The organism is Nocardiopsis terrae (assembly GCF_014651695.1).
GTDB classification, from domain to species: Bacteria; Actinomycetota; Actinomycetes; order Streptosporangiales; family Streptosporangiaceae; genus Nocardiopsis; species Nocardiopsis terrae.
The window spans coordinates 167227-184371 of the sequence record NZ_BMXJ01000001.1 but is presented as its reverse complement, the minus strand read 5'-3'; the positions used below and the strand labels follow the sequence as shown (position 1 = coordinate 184371).

Sequence of the window (17145 nt, the reverse complement as noted above, 5' to 3'; positions counted from 1 at the left end):
GTCGGAGACGGGGTCGCCCCGCCACCCCGCAGCCTGACGGCGAGGCCTCCGGAGTCACCGAAGCCGTCGGCTGTGACTCCGGGAGGGTGTCACCCGGAGAAACCGCCCGGTCGTACCTTCGCAAGGGCATCGAACAGCTTCCGTGTGGTCTCCGGCGGGCGCACGGCCACCCGCACCCAGGCGGCGTCCAGCCCCGGGAAGGTGTCGGCCCGGCGCACGGCGATGCCCTGCTCGCGCAGCCGCGCATGGACTCCTTCGCCCGCCTTGACCAGTACGAACGGGGCCCGGGAGGGCACGAACTCCAGCCCCGCCCCGCGTAGCCCGGCCTCCAGGTCGGCGCGCCAGCCGTCGAACTCCTTCGCCCGGCGTTCCGCTTCCGCGCCCGCCTCCCCACCCATGCAGGCGACGGTGGCGGCGATCGCCGGCGCCGACACCGACCAGGGCGTCTGCACCCGGGCCAGCTCGCGCACCACGGCCTCGTCACCGACCGCGTACCCGGCCCGGATGCCCGGGACCGACCAGTGCTTGGTGAGACTGCGCAGCACCACCAGCCCCGTGATCCGCTCACCGGCCAGGGATTCCGGTTCCCCGGGCAGGGCGTCCATGAACGCCTCGTCCACCACGACCAGCCGCCCGGGGCGGCACAGCCCGCGCAGCGCCTCGGCCGGGTGCAGGACACCGGTGGGGTTGGTGGGGTTGCCGACCACCACCAGGTCCGCGTCCTCGGGAACGGCGGCGGGGTCGAAGGCGAACCCGTCGCGCTCGGCGCAGAGCACGGTGGTGACGGTGTGCCCGGCCTGCTCCAGGGCGGCGTGCGGCTCGGTGAACTGCGGGTGCACGACGACGGGACGCTTCCATGGACGCAGCCGCGCGACCAGGGTGAAGGCCTCCGCGGCGCCCGCTGTCGGCAGGACCTCGGCGGGCTCCCGGGAGTGCCGACGCGCGACGGCCCCGCGTGCGGGTTCGGGGTCGGGGTAGACGCCCGCGTGGTCCAGGCCCTCCCGCAGCGCCCGGTCGAGCCAGGCGGGCCGCTGCCCCGGGTGGACGTTGACGGCGAAGTCCAGCAGCCCGCCGCGCGCCTCCACGTCGCCGTGGTGGCGGAGCGGGTCGGCCAGCGGCGCGACACCCGCTCCGGTGGTCCGGGCGGCGGGGGAGGGCCCGGGCGCCGGTGCCGCGGCGACGGCCGGGGCGGTGTGCACGGCCCCGGCGAACCTCGCGGCGAGCTCCGGGTGTCCGGCCCAGTGCGTGTGCAGGTAGGAGGCGTGCAGGCTCGGAGAGGCGAACCCCTCCGGCGCACCGTCGATCTCCCAGGCCGGACGATCCCCGAAACCGGGGGCCATGGCCGTGCGGTGGAACTCGTGGCCGGTGACCCGCTCCCCGGCCCGGGTCAGCAGGGTGTCGCCGGGGGAGACCGCCTCGGGGTAGCGCAGGGTGAGCCGCTTCGTCATCCGGGCGTGCGCCGGGATCGCCCCCGCCATGCCGTGGCCGTCCAGCGACTCGGCCAGGTAGAGCAGGCCAGCGCACTCGGCGACGGTCGGGATCCCGCTGCGGACCGCCTCGCGCAGCTCGGCCAGCAGGTTCCGGTTCGCGGCGAGTTCGCCCGCGTACACCTCCGGGAAACCGCCGCCCAGGTAGACGCCCCGGGTGCCGGTCGGAAGCCCGGTGTCCTCCAGCGGGTCGAACGCGACGACCTCGCACCCGGCCGCGGTGAGCAGCTCCTCGGCCTCGGTGTAGCGGAAGGTGAAGGTCCGGCCCCCGGCCACGGCGACCACCGGTCGGTCGCCCCCGGCGGGCGCAGACACCTCCGCTGCCGGCTCCCAGGGGCGGGCGTCCAGCACGGACGCCGAACGGGCTACCTCCAGCAGGGCGTCCAGGTCCACGTGGTCGGCCACGTGCTCACCGAGGCGTTCGACCACCCGGGCCGACCCCTGCCGCTCGGCGGCCGGAACCAGGCCGAGATGCCGGGACGGGCTGGCGATCCGCTCGTCGCGGGGGACCACGCCGAGGACGGGCAGCCCGACCGAACGGGTGATCTCGGCGACGTTGCGGGCCGAACCGGCCTTGTTCAGGATCACGCCGACGACCTCGACCGCCGGGTCGAAGTCCGCCATGCCCCTGACCAGCGCACCCACCGAACGGGACATCCGGGACACGTCCACGACCAGCACCACCGGGGTGCGGGTCAGGGCCGCCACGTGCGCGGAGGAGGCGAACCCGTCGGTGCCGATCCGCCCGTCGTGCAACCCCATGACGCCCTCGACGACGGCCGCGTCCGCGCCCCGGGCCCCGTGCAGGAGCAGCGGCGCCACCCGCTCCGCACCGACCAGGTGCGGGTCGAGATTGCGGCCGGGACGTCCGGTGGCCAGCGCGTGGTAGCCCGGGTCGATGTAGTCCGGGCCGACCTTGTGGCCGCTCACCGCCAACCTGGTGTCTCCCAGCGCGGCCATCAGCCCGGTGGCGATCGTGGTCTTGCCCTGCCCGGTCATGGGCGCGGCGACCATCAGCCTCGGCAGGGGCGTCGGCGGGGTCGCAGGTCGGGGTGGCTCCGTCGGCCCGGGGGCCGCCGGGGTCGTCACCACTCGATCCCCCGCTGGCCCTTGCGGCCCGCGTCCATCGGGTGCCTGACCTTGGTCATCTCGGTGACCAGGTCCGCGGCCTCCACGAGCCCGGGGTCGGCGCGGCGGCCGGTGACCACCACGTGCTGGCGGCCCGGACGGTCCCGCAGGGCGGCCACGACGTCGTCGGCGTCGACCCAGCCCCAGTTGATCGGGTAGGTGAACTCGTCGAGGATGAGCAGGTCGTGCGTCTGCTCGGTGAGCCTGCGCTTGATCTCCGCCCAGCCCTCGGCGGCGTCCGCCGCGTGGTCCTCGGTGCTGCCCTTGCGGCGGCTCCACGACCAGCCCGAACCCATCTTGTGCCACTCCACCGGGCCGCCCTCTCCGGTCTCCTCGTGCAGCTGACCCAGGCGTTCGAGCACGGTCTGCTCGCCGATGCGCCACTTCGCCGACTTCACGAACTGGAACACCCCGATCCGCCAGCCCTGGTTCCAGCCGCGCAGGGCGAGCCCGAACGCGGCGGTCGACTTGCCCTTGCCGTCCCCGGTGTGGACGGCGAGCACGGGCTGGTTGCGGCGCTGCCGCGTGGTGAGCCCGTCATCGGGGACGACGAGCGGTTTGCCCTGGGGCATCAGGCGGCCCTTTCTCTCACGGCGGTGCTCAGCGCGTCGGCGCTGACCTCGCTGACGGGGAGGTGCTCGGCACCCATGCGGGTGGCGAGGGCTGCGGCCAGGCCCAGCCGCATCGGGCCGGACTCACCGTCCACGACGACGGTGGCCACACCCAGTTCGGCGACGTGGTCGGCGGCCGCCAGTGAACGGCCGACCGAACCCCGGCCCCCGGTGGCCCGGCCGTCGGTCACCAGGACGAGCAGCGGACGCTGTCTCGGGTCGCGCAGGCGCTCGCGCCGCAGGATCCGGGCGGCCTCCAGCAGGCCCTCGGCGAGCGGGGTGCGCCCCCCGGCGGGCAGTTCGTCCAGGCGGGCGGCGGCGGTGTCCACCGAACGGGTCGGCGGCAGCACCAGCTCGGCCCTGGTCCCCCGGAAGGTCACCAGGCCGACCTTGTCGCGGCGCCGGTAGGCGTCCAGGAGCAGGGAGAGGATGGCGGTCTTGACCTCGCCCATGCGTTTGCGCGCCGCCATCGAGCCGGATGCGTCCACACAGAACAGCACCAGGTTGCTCTCCTGCCCCTCACGCACCGCGACGCGCAGGTCGCGGGGGAGCAGGCTGACCCGGCCGCCGCCGTGCGGGCGGGAGGCCGCCGCCTTGACGGTCTCGACCAGGTGGAGCGAGCTTCCCGAGCCGCCGCCGGGAGGCTCGGCTCCGATCCGGCGGCCCCGGGTGCCGAGGGCGCGGCTGCGTCGGCCGTCCGCACCGATCCCGGTGCCCCGGGCGGTGAACGTCCGGGGACGGTAGGGGGTGCTCGCCCCGACCGTGGTGCCCGGCGCGGGCTGGTGCCCGTCGCCCTCGGCCCCCTCCGGTCCCTGGGACGATTCCGGGTCCTGGGAGTCCTCCGGGCCCCGGGGCTGTGCGGGGGGCTGGTCCGGCTGGTCAGAACCTGTGTCCGGTTGATCGGGTCCCGTCTCCGGGCCCTGGGAGGGGTCCGCCTCCGGGCCGTCGGTGGCCGGGTCGCCCTCCTCCTCGGGCCCGCCGTCCCGGCCGGGATCGGGGTCGTCGGAGTCGTCGGAGCCGCCCGGCGGTTCCGGGTCGTCCGGCGGCGGTTCCTCGTCACCCAGGATCCGGTCCAGGAGTTCCTCGTCGAGCCCCGGCGCGTCGAACGGGTTCCGTCGGCGCCGGTGCGGCAGGGCCAGCAGGGCGGCGCGCCGGATGTCGGCCCGGGTGACCGAGGTCCGGCCCTCCCAGGCGGCGTGCGCCAGGGCCGTGCGCGCGGTCACGATGTCGGCGCGCAGGCCGTCCACCTCGAACGCCGCGCACACCTGCGCGATCTTCAACAGCGCGGCGTTGGACAGGCGGGCGTGCCGGACGGTCTCCCGGGCCGCCGCGATCCGCTCGGCCAGGGCCTTCTCGGAGGCGCCGTAGCGCTCCGCGAACGCGGCGGCGTCGGAGTCGTAGGCCATCCGCCTGCGGACCACCTCGACCCGGGCGGCCGGGTCGGCGGGCGCGGCCACCTCGACGGTCAGCCCGAACCGGTCCAGCAGCTGCGGGCGCAGCTCGCCCTCCTCGGGGTTCATCGTGCCGATGAGCAGGAAGCGGGCGGCGTGCTCCACCGAGAACCCGTCCCGCTCCACGGTCACCCGACCGGTCGCGGCGGCGTCCAGGAGGAGGTCGACCAGGTGGTCGTGGAGCAGGTTGACCTCGTCCACGTAGAGGAGACCGCGGTGGCTCCGCGCCAGCAGCCCCGGTTCGTAGGCGACCTGGCCGTGCGTGAGCGCCTGCTCCAGGTGCAGGGAGCCCAGGACACGGTCCTCGGTGGCGCCGACCGGGAGTTCGACCAGGCGTACCGGGCGGCTCTCCACGGCCGTGCCCGCCGGGAAGGGACCGTCCGGTGACTCCTGCGCGGGGTCGGCGGGGTCCACGGAGAAACGGTCGCTCCGGTAGACCTCGACCGGCGGCAGCAGGGAGGCCAGGGCCCGGACCGCGGTGGACTTGGCGGTGCCCTTCTGGCCGCGGACCAGGACGCCGCCGATCTCCGGGGAGACGCTGGCCAGAACGAGCGCCAGGCCCAGGTCGTCGAGTGGGTCGGCGTCGCAGCCGACGATCGCGGAGAAGGGGTAGTGGGACGTCCGCAACGGCATGTGAGGCTCCCGCTCGTTTCGCCATCGGTCATGGGCGGGTGCGGGGCCGGTCTTCGGACTTACCGAGTCCTCCTGTCCGGAGGCTCGGCTCACCGCAGCGGGCCTGTGCCGGAATCTCACCGGGCTTCCCAGATTCTCCCCGGGCACCGTCCCCACCGTTTCCGATGGCTGGGCAGCCGGGGCACCTCACACCTTCGGCCGCCACGATAGCGTCCTGCCCATGAAGGTCGAGACGTCCCCTCCTCGAATCACCGTCGTCGGCGTCGGCGCCGACGGCTGGCCGGGCGTGCCCGCGAGGCTGCGCGAGCTGGTCCTGGCGGCCGACACGGTACTGGGCGGGCACCGGCACCTGGCCATGCTGCCGGACGCACCCGGCCAGGAACGCCGCGCCTGGCCCTCCCCGCTGCGCGAGGGCCTGCCGGGACTGCTCGTCTCCCTCGAAGGCCGCGCCGTCGTCGCGCTGGCCTCCGGAGACCCCCTGGTGTCGGGGATCGGCGGCACCCTGGTCGAACTGCTCGGCGCGGACGCGGTGCACGTCGAACCCGCCGTCTCCTCGGTGTCCCTGGCCCGCGCCCGGATGGGCTGGCCGGCGCAGGGGTGCGCGGTGCTGACCCTGGTCGGGCGCGACCCGCGACTGCTGATGCGTGAACTGGCGCCCGGCCACCGCGTCCTGGTGCTCTCCTCCGGCGCCGGCACACCCGGGACGGTCGCCGCCCTGCTGGCCGGTGCGGGTTACGGGGGCAGCCGGATGACCGTCCTCGGCGACCTGGGGTCGACCGCGGAGTCACGGCTGGAGAGCACGGCCCACGACTGGCTCGGCGCCCCGCCCGAGGAGGTCCCCGCACTGCACGTACTGGCGGTGGAACTCGCCGGACCCGCGGGGTACGGGCTGGTCGCCGGACTGCCCGACGAGGCGTTCGAGCACGACGGCCAACTGACCAAACGGGACCTGCGCGCCTGCGCCCTGGCCCGGCTGGCGCCCGCACCCGGGCAGCACCTGTGGGACGTGGGCGCGGGCGCGGGCTCGGTCGGTGTCGAGTGGATGCGCGCCCACCCCTCGTGCACGGCCACGGCGGTGGAGGCCGACGCCGGACGCGCCGAGCGGATCGGGCGCAACGCGGGACGGCTCGGCGTCCCGGGCCTGCGCGTGGTCACCGGCCGGGCACCGGACGCGCTGGCCGGGCTGGGCGCCCCCGACGCGGTGTTCGTCGGCGGCGGTGCCACCCGGCCGGGCGTGCTCGACACCTGCCTGGACGCGCTGGGGCCGGGCGGCCGACTCGTGGTGCACGGGGTGACGTTGGAGACCGAGCAGCTGCTCGCGGACGCCTACCGGCGCCACGGCGGGGAGCTGACCCGGATCGCGGTGGAGACCACCGCGCCCATCGGCACCTTCACCGGCTGGACCCCCGCCCGCACCGTCACCCAGTGGTGCCTGACCGTGCCCGACCGGTGACGTTCGGAGTGAGCCGGTCGGTCCCGGCTCCCGGAATTTCCACCACGGGCGTGCCCGTGCTCCCTCCCCGGCGTTATTCTGGCCGTGTGGAGGGTCCCGAACCACCGCGCTCGGCGACTTCCTCGACGAGCCACCGAACGCTCGTGCCGGAGATCGCGTCCGTGTCGTCACCACCCGCCACCGGCATCACTCAGGGGGCCACATGACCGTCACAGAGCACCACCCGCCGCCCGGTATGCCGACGTTCCCCATGGGGACCGACCTGTTCGAGCACCTCGCGGAACAGGCGTTCGAGGCCGACCGTGTTCGTATGGAGATGTTCAACGGGAAGGTCTGGGTCCACAAAGTGACCGACGGAGCCCACGCGGGGATCCTCACCTGGCTGATGCGTGAGTTCATGGCCCACCGTCCCGATCTGGACCTCCTCACCAGCGGGCTGGGCATCAAGGTCGATACTTACCGCAACGGTCGCGCCCGCCCCGACGGTGTCCTCGTTCCGATCGGTCACTTCGACCAGGCGGGGGAGTGGGCCGAACCGGACGGCGTCCTGGCCGTGGTCGAGGTCACCTCCTGGGATGCCGACACCCACGCCCGCGACCGTGTCGAGAAGCCCGCCGCCTACGCGGAGACCGGTATCGGCGTCTACCTGTTGGTGGACCGCGACGCCAACGCCGTGGTGGTGCACAGCCGCCCTGTCCGTGGCCAGTACCTGGACCGAAGCGTCCACCCCTACGGTGAGGCCGTGCCGATCCCCGGGACCGGAGTCACCCTGGACACCACCGGGCTCAAGCGCTTCACCCGCTGAGGCGGCCGCCCCGGAACTGTGCGGGGATCAGCGGGGCCGGGCCGGGTCGTACAGGTAGGACTCGCCGCCTTCGGTGTCGAGCGCCCGCCCGACCAGCACCACCGCGGCCTGCCGCAGCCCCGCCTCCGCCACCAGGTCGGCGATGGTGGCGACGGTGCCGCGCAGCACCGCCTCCTCCGGCTGGCTGGCCCGGTAGACGACCACGACCGGGCAGTCCACGCCGTACTCGGGCTCGATCTCGGCCATGAGTTCACGCACCCGCCGGATCGCCAGGTGCAGCACCAGCGTGGCGCGGGTCGCCGCGAACGCGGCCAGCGACTCGGTCTCCGGCATCGCCGTCGAACGGGCACTGGTCCGGGTCAGCACCACCGACTGGGCCACCAGCGGCACGGTCAGCTCCCGGCCCACCAGCGCCGAGGCGGCCGCGTAGGCGGGCACCCCCGGGGTGACGTCCCACGGCACACCGTGTGAGTCGAGGCGGCGGGTCTGCTCGGCCAGTGCCGAGTACAGCGAGGGATCACCCGAGGTCAGCCGTACGACGTCCCGTCCCGCGCGGTGCGCGGCGACCAGCCGTTCGGTGATCCGGTCCAGGTCCAGGCCCTGGGTGTCCACCAGTTCGGCCCCGGGCGCGCAGTGGGTGAGGACCTCCGGGTCCAGGTACGTGCCGGGGTAGAGGACCACGTCGGCGGCGTTGAGCATCCGCGTGGCGCGGACGGTGAGCAGGTCGGCGGCTCCGGGCCCCGAACCCACGAAGTGCACGGTCACGGCTTCACCCACCTCGGTGTCCACACCCGGCCCGACCGGGAGACGCGGGTACCGGAGGCACCGACGATCAGCAGGCAGCGCATGTCGATGTCCGCGGGGTCGAGCTCACCCAGCGTGGTCACCGTCAGGGACTCGCCGTCCCTGCCGACGTTGCGGCCGACGACCACCACGGTGTCGGGCTTGCGGTGCTCCAAGAGGACCTCGCGGGCGGTGGCGACCTGCTCGGTCCGTGACCGCGAGGCCGGGTTGTAGACCGCGAGCACCATGTCCGCCTCGGCGACGGCGCGCAGGCGGCGCTCGATCACCTCCCAGGGCTTGAGCCGGTCCGACAGGCTCAGCACTGCGAAGTCACCGCCGACGGGGGCGCCCGCCCGGGCAGCGACCGCCTGAACGGCGCTGACACCCGGCAGGACCCGGACCGGAACGTCCGAGTAGGCGGGGTCCTCGGCCGCCTCGAACACGGCGGTGGCCATGCCGAACACACCGGAGTCCCCGCCGGAGACCACGGCCACGCGCTCACCGTCACGGGCGAGTCCGAGGGCGAGGCGGGCGCGGTCGATCTCGACGGTGTTGCCGGAGGCGTGCCGGGTCAGGCCGGGGCGCTGCGGGACGCGGTCGACGTAGGGGCCGTAACCCACCACGTGGTCCACCTCGGCCAGCGCGGCGGAGGCCTCGGGGGTGAGCCAGTGGTCGGGGCCCGGGCCCAGGCCGACGACCAGCAGTTCGGCCGCCCTGTCCTCGGCCGCCGCGGCCGCGGGCTCCGGCCCCGACACGGGAGCCGGCACCGCCCGGTCCCGGGACCTCCTGCCGTTGCGGCTGTCCCCGGTGACCAGGATCAGTGAGAAGTACGGCACCGTCGCCGGGTCGACCTCGGCGACCGGCAGCCGCCGCTCCCCGGCCATGGAGGCGCGCTCCACGTACACCGCGTGCTCCAACCGCCCGGCCGCCTCCAGGGCGCGGCGCACCGCGGGGAAGGTCCGGCCCAGCTTCATGATCACCGCGGCGTCGGTGCCCGCCAGACGGCGGGCCAGTTCCGGCTCGGGGAGGGTCCCGGGCAGCACGGTGAGCACGTCGGTCTGCCGGACCAGCGGTGCCGCCGCTGCCGCGGCGGCCGCGCCGAACGCCGGGACCCCGGGGACGATCTCGGTCTCGTACCGTTCGGACAGCCGGTCGTGCATGTACATGTACGAGCCGTAGAACAGCGGGTCGCCCTCGGAGAGCAGGACGACGTCGCGTCCGGCGTCCAGGTGGGCGGCCAGCCGCGCGGCGGACTCCTCGTAGAAGTCGGCCAGCGCCCCCGCGTACCCGCCCGGGTGGTCGGTCGTGCCGGTGGTCACCGGGTAGGTGAGCTGTTCCTCGACCGCGGAGGCCGGGACCAGGTCCTCGGCGATGCGGCGGGCGTTGGACCGCTTGCCGACCCCGGCGTGGTAGGCGACGACGTCGGCCGCGCGGATGAGTCGGGCCGCCTTGAGGGTGATCAGTTCGGGGTCGCCCGGACCCACACCGACCCCGTGGAAACGTCCGGTCACTCCTCCTCCTTGGCGAGTGCGTTCAGAGCTGACGAGGTCATCGCGGACCCTCCGCGACGGCCGCGGACCGTCACGTACGGGATGTCGGTCCCGTGCCGGTCAGCGAACTCGGTGAGCGCCTGTTTGGACTCGGCGGCACCGATGAAACCGACCGGGCAGCCGACGATCGCGGCCGGTCGCGGCGCCCCGTCGACCAGCATCTCCAACAGGTGGAAGAGGGCGGTGGGCGCGTTGCCGACAGCGACCACGGCACCCTCCAGCAGGGGTTCCCACAGGGACACCGCGGCTGCCGTCCGGGTGGTGCCCCACTCCCGTGCCAGATCGGGGACCCGTGCGTCGCCGAGGAAGCAGAGCACCTCGTTGTCGCCGGGCAGGCGGCTCGCGGTCACCCCGGCGGCCACCATGCGTGCGTCGCACAGGATCGGCGCGCCGTCCTCCAGGGCCGCGCGGGCCGCCGGAACCAGGTCGGGGTGGACCACCAGGTCGTCGGCGAGGCCGACCTGGCCGGTGCCGTGGATCATCCGCACGGCGAGCCGTTCGGCGTTGCCCGGCAGGTGCCCCAGCCGGGCCTCGCGACGGATCGTGGCGAAGGAGTCGGTGTAGATCGCGGGGCCGTCGTCGACGTACTCGTAGTGCCGGTTCGGCCGGCGGGGGGCGGTCATCGGACCTCCCCGGGCACCAGAACTCCGCGCCAGGGCGTGACGACGAGCTCTCCGTGGCCCGCGGCGGTCGCCCGCTCGGCGAGATCCTCCACGGCGGAGCGGTCCAGTCCCCGGTCGGTGACCCGCAGGTGCAGTCCGCCCCCGGGCAGCGGCCCGTACGGCAGCGGAGGCGAGGGTCGTGGCAGCCGAGGGTCGGCGGCCGCCGGAGCGGCCAGCGGCGCCGGGAGTTCGGCGACGTGCCAGGGCGCCGTGGGGCCCTGACCGCGGCGTTCCAGGAACTCGTCCGCGAACCGCAGCAGCGCGGCGGGCGCCTCGTCGAGCGGTACCACCGGCCCCCAGCGCCCGCCGACCCTCAACTGTGCGGTCCTCTCGTCCAGGGCGACGAGCCCCAGGTCGCAGGGGCGATCGATGAGGTCCCCGGCTCCGTCGTCCAGCACGAACAGGAACCGCCCGGGCAGGTCCGCGCGGCGCGGCACGGAGCACAGCATCGTGTCCAGGGCCGAGGCGACGGGCCGCAGGTCGGCCCGCCCGCCGCCCGGTACGGCACCGTCCGGGCGTGCCGGGTCCTTCGGCCCCGTGCACGGGGAGACCATCACGTTGCGTACCAGTTCGTGGCTGGCCGAGGGCAGCAGACCGGTCGCCTCCAGGTCCCGGAGCACCTCGGACCCCAACCGTCCCGTGTTCCCGGGCAGGGCGCGCAGTTGCAGGTTCGCGCGGCCCGTGACGTGGACGCGGCCGCTGCCGTGCCGTTCGGCCACGGCGGCCAGAGCCCGCAGTGAGCGGGCGCGGAGCCGGCCGCCGATGAGCCGGAGCCGGACCAGCAGACCGTCGTCGGCGGCCCAGGGCCTCAGCGCGCCGGGGCAACGGTCGCGCCGGGTACGGCTGTGGGGGGTTCGGGCGGAGGGCGGGGTGCCGGGCAGGGACATGCACGTCTTTCGGGTCAGGGGCTTGTTCGCGGGCCCGCGGATGACTCGGCGGAGGTGTCCGCCGCTACCGGCAGGTCTTCGGACTCGGAATCGACCGGTACGGGGCGCCTTCCCGGAGTTCTACTCCAGTGGCTGTCCGGGGGAACACCCCGGACGTGCCCGTCCGTCATCCTCACCGCTGCGCGTCAGTCCCGGAGTCACACCGGGTTCCCTGCCCCACGGACGTGGGGTTCGACCGGTCCGACGAGGGTATCGTGCCACCTCGCGGCTCGTTCCGGCGGACCGTGCCCGGGCGCTCTCTCCGCCCCCGCGCCTCCGGCCCGCCCACTGAGCACGCCCTGTTCCAGGTCGGCGGGGAGCCGCCGGGTGTCTGGTGGGCATGTCGGGCATACCGCCTCCTCGGGTGCGGGAAGGCCAGTATCGGGGAACACGCTGGGTTACCGACGGGTTTCCGCCGACTTGATCTCTCGGGAGTGTGGGGGTCGCCAGCCCGGGAATGTCAGTGGTTCGCGTCATGCTCGGAGCATGCTTGATCACCTCGGTATCCAGGTCGCCGACCCCGAAGCCAGCGCCGTCTTCTACGACGCCGTCCTCGCTACGTTGGGGCACCGGCGCATGCTCCAGTACGGGCCGGTCATCGGCTACGGCAGTGATCACCCTCGGTTCTGGATCTCCCCGAGCGAGACCGGCGATCCGGCGCGGGAGTCGCACGTCGCCTTCGCCGCCGCTGACCGGGCGATGGTCGGAGCCTTCTTCGCAGCCGCGGTCGCTGCGGGGGCGGAGGTACTGCACGAGCCGAGGGTCTGGCCTGAGTACCACGAGCACTACTACGGGGCCTTCGTACGAGATCCTGACGGCAACAACGTCGAGGCGGTCAGCCACGCCCCTGCCTGACCCGACGGTCAGTTCCTCTCCGCCGGACCGCCGAGGTTCTTGAACCACGGACCGCTCGCGAGCAACCAGTGCGGTACGAGCTTGACGGGAAAGGGCAGGTCGGTTTCGAAGACCTCCTCCCCGTAGACCTGGGTGACCACCTGGTACTGGCCGTCGAGCAGCCGTAGTTCCAGCAGGCCGATCTTGTCGGCCAGCGGGTTGATGATCCAGTAGGAGGCGATGCCGAAGGCCGCGTACTCCTGGCGCTTGATGTGGTTGTCCCGGAACACGCTCTCCGGGGAGACGATCTCCACGGCCAACAGGGGAGGTACGTCGAAGTACTTGCCCTCCGGCATGTCGCAGTCGAAGACGGCCAGGTCCGGGATGCGGTGGGTGGTCCGCTCCGAGTTGAGATTGACCCCGGGACCCTCCCCGATCTCGAACTCGCCCTGGCAGAGGTTGTTGAGGTAGGTGTTGAGACGGCTGGCGACACGGAAGTGTGTGTTGGTGGGGGCGGGAGACACGTCAAGCCTCCCGTCGACCAGCTCGTACCGCTGCCCGTCGTCCGGTGTGTTCTCCAGGTCGTCCGCGGTCAGCCGTCGTTCGGGTACGTCCGGGTGCCTGGTGGTCATGACAGACATACTGCCTCCTCGGGTGCATGAAGACCAGTATCGATGGTCACTTTGGGTTACCGACGGGTTTCCACAGGCCCGGATCCACCGGAATCCGCGCCGCCCCCGGCCACGACGGTGACGTCCCTATGTCCGGGACGGGCCGATCGCCCGCAGGCGCGACATCTTGTCCGGGTTGGCCACCATGTACACGTGCCGGGCCCGGCCCTCGAAGACGTCCAGGGTCAGCACGGTGATCGGAACCCCCTCCACCGACAGGACCGCGGCGGGGCCGCCATTGACCCCGGTGATCTCCATGTGCACCGGTGCCGCGGATGCCAGGCCCAGGGACCGGAGGAAGCGCGAGGTGTTGCGTTCCCGGGACACCGCGGCCAGGAAACGCCCCACCTTGTCGGCACCGCGGATCACCCGCAGGGGCGCCGGGGTCCTGCCGCCGCCGTCGCTGACCAGGGTGGCGTCCTCGGCCAGCAGCCCCTTGAGCCCGTCCAGGTCGCCCTCCGCACAGGCCCGGAGGAAGCGTTCGGTGATGCGGCGGCGCGCCGCCCGGTCGGCCTCGAAACGGGGGCGGCGTTCCCGAACGTGGTCCCGGGCCCGCCGGGCCAACTGCCGGGTGGCCGCCTCGTTCCGGCCGATGACCCGGGCGATGTGCGTGTAGGGCAGTTGGAAGGCCTCGTGCAGCACGAACACGGCCCGTTCCAGAGGGCTGAGGGTCTCCAGCACCACCAGGAGCGCGAACTCCACGGAGTCGGCGAGCTCGGCCCGCTCGGCCGCGTCGGGCAGGTCGCTGACCGGCTCGGGCAACCACTCGCCCACGTAGGACTCGCGCTGGGCACTGGCTTTGCGCAACCGGTCGATGGACAGCCGGGACGCCACGGTCACCAGGTAGGCGCGTGGGTTGTCGATCCCGTCCGGATCCACCCGGGACCAGCGCAGCCACGCCTCCTGGACCACGTCCTCGGCGTCGTCCGCCGTTCCCAGGATTCGGTAGGCGACCCCGTTCAGCAGGGGGCGGTGTTCCTCGAAGACCTCTGTTGCCCTCATGTCGGGGAAGACGTACCACAGTGCGCCTGGTGTGACATGCCCCTGACCGGTTCCGGACAGGGCCGTGTCCTCGGGCAGGTGTGACCAGGAGGGGCGGCCGGCCGGCGGACGGAGGGCGGCCGCCGGTACCGGCAAACGGCTTGCACCGCCCCCGGTGCGGTTCTAGGTTGGCGCGACCCGAGCTGTCAGTGAGAGGGGCTGTGGTTGTACCGAGTACGGGAGTGGAACCGGGGCGACGCCGACCGGCTGTTGACGGCCTTCGCCTGGGAGGAGTTGGCCAGGCAGGAGAGCGACGTGCCGCGGACCCGGGACGAGGCTCTGGAGTGGATCGCCGGGCGGGCGGTCCTGGCCAAGGAGCGGGACGTGCACGGGTTCGTGGTGGTCGACGGCCAGGACAGGGCCCTCGGGCACGTGCAGGTCTCGGTGTCCAGCCGCAGGCACGACTTCGGCTGGCTGGCCTACTGGACCCACCCGGCCGAGCAGGGACGGGGCGTGGCCTCGGCCGGGGCCCGGCTGGCCACGGAGTTCGCCTTCGACCGACTGGACCTGTTCCGGGTGGAGACGGGGCACCGGCTGAACAACCCGGGGTCGTGCGTGGCCGCGCGGCGGGCGGGTTTTCGCCCTGAGGGGATCGAGCGGGCCAAGCTCCGCTACGGGACCTCCCGTTACGACACGGGGATGCACGCGCGGCTGGTGACGGACCCGGTGGAAGGCGTCCCGGAGGGTGTCTGCGGCGGGTGACCGGAGGACCGTGCGGGTGTACACGCCCGGCCTGTCCGCTCCACCGGGGTGAGACGACGAACGCGGGGCACGGTGTACGAACACCGTGCCCCGCGTCATCCGCGCTCTGGGAGTGCGGACTACCAGTTCTTGACGGAGATGCCCGAGGTCTCGGTGATGCTGGTGACGTTGCAGCCCTCGGAGCTGAAGCCCGCGAAGGAGATGACGTCGGCGCAGATCGGCACGGTGATGTTCTGGATGTGGGCGTTGTTGTCCGCGGCGGCGGTGCCGGTCATGGCGCCCAGGGCGAGGCCGGTGGCGAGGACGAGGCCGGAGACGGCGGTGATGCGCTTCATGGTGTGCTTCCTTTTCGATTCGTTGTGTGCGTTTGGTTCTGGCAGGTCTGACGGGCGGCCGCGGCGACCGGGTGCTAGTCGTGGACGGAGATGCCCGAGGTGGAGTTCCAGTCGACGACGTTGCAGCCGCTGGCGCTGAAGCCGGAGGCCTTCAGGACGTCCAGGCAGACGGGGACGGTGATGTTCTGGATCTGGGCGTTGTTGTCCGCGGCGGCGGTACCGGTCATGGCGCCCAGGGCGAGACCGGTAGCGAGGACGAAACCGGAAACCTTGGCGATACGGGTCATGGTGGTTACCTTTCGGAAGTGCAAAACAGGTTGGCTGCGGCCGCCGGAATTAACTTAGCGTAGCTGGGCGCGTGCTCGAAGTAGTTTTGGGGAAGATTCCAGAGATCGCAAGGAATTTCTTCGGCTTCACGACAGACATGACGGACATGTCGTCTCTTCGCTCCTGGCTGAGTTACACAACCGAAAGCATGTCCCAGACATGCTCCTGGCGAATGCATCGGAATCACGCACTGTCCGACATGGCTCGCCGTGGGCGCACGAAACCGGACATAGAAAAGGGCCCGCACGGTGTCCGTGCGGGCCCTGCGTTCGCGAACGGGTTCGGTTACCAGCCCTGCTGCTGTCCGTAACCCGGGTACGGCTGCCCGTAGCCGGGCTGCTGGCCGTATCCCGGCTGCTGCTGCCCGTATCCCGGGTACTGCTGCGGGTCGTAACCGGGGTACGGCTGCTGGTGCTGTCCGTAGCCCTGGCCGTAGCCCGCGTACGGGTCCTGCTGCTGAGCACCCGTCGGGTACTGCGGGTAGGGCTGCTGCTGCCCGGACTGGTCCGGCTGATGGGGCTGCTGGTGGTGGTGGGGCTGCCTGGCCTCGGCCTGCTCGTTCCCCGCGCCCTTCGCGGACTCGTCCGGACGGAAGATGAACAGGCGGGCGGCCGCGGACTCACCGGTCTCACTCGGGGTGATCAGTTCCAGGCGCCATCCGGCCTCCTCGATGCCCTCGAGGATGCGGGTCAGTCCGGGGCGCAGCTTGCTGGAAGTCTCGTCGTAGGCGTTGACCTCGAGCTGGATGATGAACATCCGGCGCTTCTGCTGCGCGGCGACCTTGGCGTGCTCGACGACCGTGCTGTCCCGCACGACCTGTGTGACGCTCATGAATAACCGTACCCATCTGCTCTGCGGAGCTGCTTCACCCGTCGGGGTCGTTCCCGGTCGCCCGCGTCCACCGTGACGGGATCCTGCCGGGCTCCGCCCCCATCATGCCTCCTATGGGGGTATCTGGCCACAGAGGACCGGAACCCCCGAAAAGGCTGGACAGGCCCCACCCGCCAGGTCGGGGCGCCTACGCCCGCGGCCGGCCCGCGACGGCGCGAACGGCCTCGACGACGGGTGTCCTACCGTTCACCAGGTTGAGAACCCGCTTGGCCGTACCCGGTTCGTCCAACAGGGCAACGATCACGGCGGCCACGTCGTCCCGCGTCACCGAGTCGCGCTCCACCTCCTCGCCCAGGTCCACCTGGCCGGTTCCGGCCTCGTCGGTCAGCCGCCCGGGCCGCAGGATCGTCCAGTCCAGGTCGAGGTCGTGCTCACGGAGCTCGTCGTCCGCGGCCTTCTTCGCCGCCACGTAGGCGGCCCACACCTCGTCGGTGCCCTCCGGCACCGGCTGGTCCACGTTGATCGCGGAGACCTGCACCAGGCGGCGCACCCCGGCGAGCGCGGCGGCATCGGCCGTCAGGGAGGCGGCCTTGTGGTCCACGGTGGTCTTGCGGGCCACACCGCTGCCCGGTCCGGCACCGGCGGCGAACACCACGGCGTCAGCGTCCATGATCTTCTCGGTCAGTTCGGTGACCGTCGCCTGTTCCAGGTCGATGAGGACCGGCTCGGCCCCCGCGTCGACGACGTCCTGGCTGTGGTCGGGGTTGCGGATGAGGGCGACGGGCCGGTCACCGCGGTCGGCCAGGAGCCTGGCCAGCCGTAGAGCGATCTTCCCGTGTCCTCCGGCAATGACGATACGCATGGGGGAAGCGTATTGCCTGGAGCCCGGCGATCCCCTGAGGAGACCCGGGCGGC

General features: G+C 72.8%; 17 protein-coding genes and 2 riboswitches. Of the genes, 4 read left to right on the top strand and 13 right to left on the bottom strand.

The features are described 5' to 3' along the window. Nucleotides 1–89: 89 nt before the first annotated feature. The 3 genes from cobBC to IE195_RS00890 all read right to left on the bottom strand — a co-directional run bounded on the left by cobBC (nt 90) and on the right by IE195_RS00890 (nt 5310). Entirely contained in the window at nt 90–2501 is a 2412-nt protein-coding gene (gene cobBC / locus IE195_RS00900; protein WP_191266821.1) for a bifunctional hydrogenobyrinic acid a,c-diamide synthase/histidinol phosphate aminotransferase CobBC, read from the bottom strand. 71 nt (nt 2502–2572) lie between these two features. Next, nucleotides 2573–3187 (bottom strand): cob(I)yrinic acid a,c-diamide adenosyltransferase, encoded by a 615-nt coding sequence (cobO, locus tag IE195_RS00895; RefSeq protein ID WP_191266818.1) that lies wholly within the window; start codon nt 3185–3187, stop codon nt 2573–2575. Further along, complete coding sequence (locus IE195_RS00890) at nt 3187–5310, bottom strand: VWA domain-containing protein (protein WP_373295622.1); 2124 nt, start codon at nt 5308–5310, stop codon at nt 3187–3189. Before IE195_RS00890 ends, cobO begins: the two co-directional genes overlap by 1 nt. A 28-nt stretch (nt 5311–5338) precedes the next feature. Beyond that, a riboswitch (cobalamin riboswitch) is annotated at nt 5339–5476 on the bottom strand. A gap of 54 nt (nt 5477–5530) precedes the next feature. On the opposite strand from IE195_RS00890, the gene cbiE reads away from it, so the two are divergent. Together cbiE and IE195_RS00880 are read left to right on the top strand one after the other, a co-directional pair. Then, nucleotides 5531–6763, top strand: coding sequence for a precorrin-6y C5,15-methyltransferase (decarboxylating) subunit CbiE (gene cbiE / locus IE195_RS00885; RefSeq protein WP_191266815.1), 1233 nt, complete (start codon nt 5531–5533; stop codon nt 6761–6763). Between the two features lie 202 nt (nt 6764–6965). Next, entirely contained in the window at nt 6966–7568 is a 603-nt protein-coding gene (locus IE195_RS00880) for a Uma2 family endonuclease (protein ID WP_191266813.1), read from the top strand. A 27-nt stretch (nt 7569–7595) separates the two neighbouring features. Here IE195_RS00880 and cobM read toward each other — a convergent pair whose 3' ends face one another. The 4 genes from cobM to IE195_RS00860 are packed head-to-tail and all read right to left on the bottom strand — an operon-like array spanning nt 7596 to nt 11450. Then, complete coding sequence (gene cobM, locus IE195_RS00875; protein ID WP_191266811.1) at nt 7596–8345, bottom strand: precorrin-4 C(11)-methyltransferase; 750 nt, start codon at nt 8343–8345, stop codon at nt 7596–7598. Next, entirely contained in the window at nt 8330–9862 is a 1533-nt protein-coding gene (locus IE195_RS00870; protein WP_191266809.1) for a precorrin-2 C(20)-methyltransferase, read from the bottom strand. The genes cobM and IE195_RS00870 overlap by 16 nt, the downstream gene beginning before the upstream one ends. Next, a complete protein-coding gene (locus tag IE195_RS00865) occupies nt 9859–10524 on the bottom strand; it encodes a precorrin-8X methylmutase (RefSeq protein WP_191266806.1) in 666 nt (221 codons plus the stop codon). The genes IE195_RS00870 and IE195_RS00865 overlap by 4 nt, the downstream gene beginning before the upstream one ends. Beyond that, nucleotides 10521–11450, bottom strand: coding sequence for a ferredoxin-like domain-containing protein (locus tag IE195_RS00860; protein WP_191266803.1), 930 nt, complete (start codon nt 11448–11450; stop codon nt 10521–10523). The genes IE195_RS00865 and IE195_RS00860 overlap by 4 nt, the downstream gene beginning before the upstream one ends. Nucleotides 11451–11502: 52 nt before the next feature. Beyond that, nucleotides 11503–11704, bottom strand: a riboswitch (cobalamin riboswitch). 271 nt (nt 11705–11975) lie between these two features. Here IE195_RS00860 and IE195_RS00855 point away from each other — a divergent pair. Beyond that, nucleotides 11976–12344, top strand: a complete 369-nt coding sequence (locus tag IE195_RS00855; protein WP_191266801.1) for a VOC family protein — start codon at nt 11976–11978, stop codon at nt 12342–12344. 8 nt (nt 12345–12352) lie between these two features. On the opposite strand, the gene IE195_RS00850 is transcribed toward IE195_RS00855, so the two are convergent. Together IE195_RS00850 and sigJ are read right to left on the bottom strand one after the other, a co-directional pair. After that, a complete protein-coding gene (locus IE195_RS00850; protein ID WP_191268020.1) occupies nt 12353–12955 on the bottom strand; it encodes a Uma2 family endonuclease in 603 nt (200 codons plus the stop codon). 126 nt (nt 12956–13081) lie between these two features. Continuing rightward, on the bottom strand, nt 13082–13996 hold the full coding sequence (gene sigJ / locus IE195_RS00845; RefSeq protein WP_191266798.1) for an RNA polymerase sigma factor SigJ: 915 nt from the start codon (nt 13994–13996) through the stop codon (nt 13082–13084). Between the two features lie 204 nt (nt 13997–14200). Between sigJ and IE195_RS00840 the strand changes: the two genes are divergently transcribed. Further along, a complete protein-coding gene (locus IE195_RS00840) occupies nt 14201–14737 on the top strand; it encodes a GNAT family N-acetyltransferase (protein ID WP_191266775.1) in 537 nt (178 codons plus the stop codon). Nucleotides 14738–14856: 119 nt separating this feature from the next. On the opposite strand, the gene IE195_RS00835 is transcribed toward IE195_RS00840, so the two are convergent. The 4 genes from IE195_RS00835 to IE195_RS00820 all read right to left on the bottom strand — a co-directional run bounded on the left by IE195_RS00835 (nt 14857) and on the right by IE195_RS00820 (nt 17092). Further along, nucleotides 14857–15072: a hypothetical protein gene (locus IE195_RS00835; RefSeq protein WP_191266773.1), complete on the bottom strand. Its 216-nt coding sequence runs from the start codon at nt 15070–15072 to the stop codon at nt 14857–14859. Nucleotides 15073–15146: 74 nt separating this feature from the next. Next, on the bottom strand, nt 15147–15359 hold the full coding sequence (locus IE195_RS00830) for a hypothetical protein (RefSeq protein ID WP_191266771.1): 213 nt from the start codon (nt 15357–15359) through the stop codon (nt 15147–15149). Nucleotides 15360–15684: 325 nt separating this feature from the next. After that, complete coding sequence (locus tag IE195_RS00825; protein WP_191266767.1) at nt 15685–16230, bottom strand: hypothetical protein; 546 nt, start codon at nt 16228–16230, stop codon at nt 15685–15687. 187 nt (nt 16231–16417) lie between these two features. Continuing rightward, nucleotides 16418–17092, bottom strand: a complete 675-nt coding sequence (locus tag IE195_RS00820; protein WP_191266764.1) for an NAD(P)H-binding protein — start codon at nt 17090–17092, stop codon at nt 16418–16420. Nucleotides 17093–17145 lie beyond the last annotated feature (53 nt).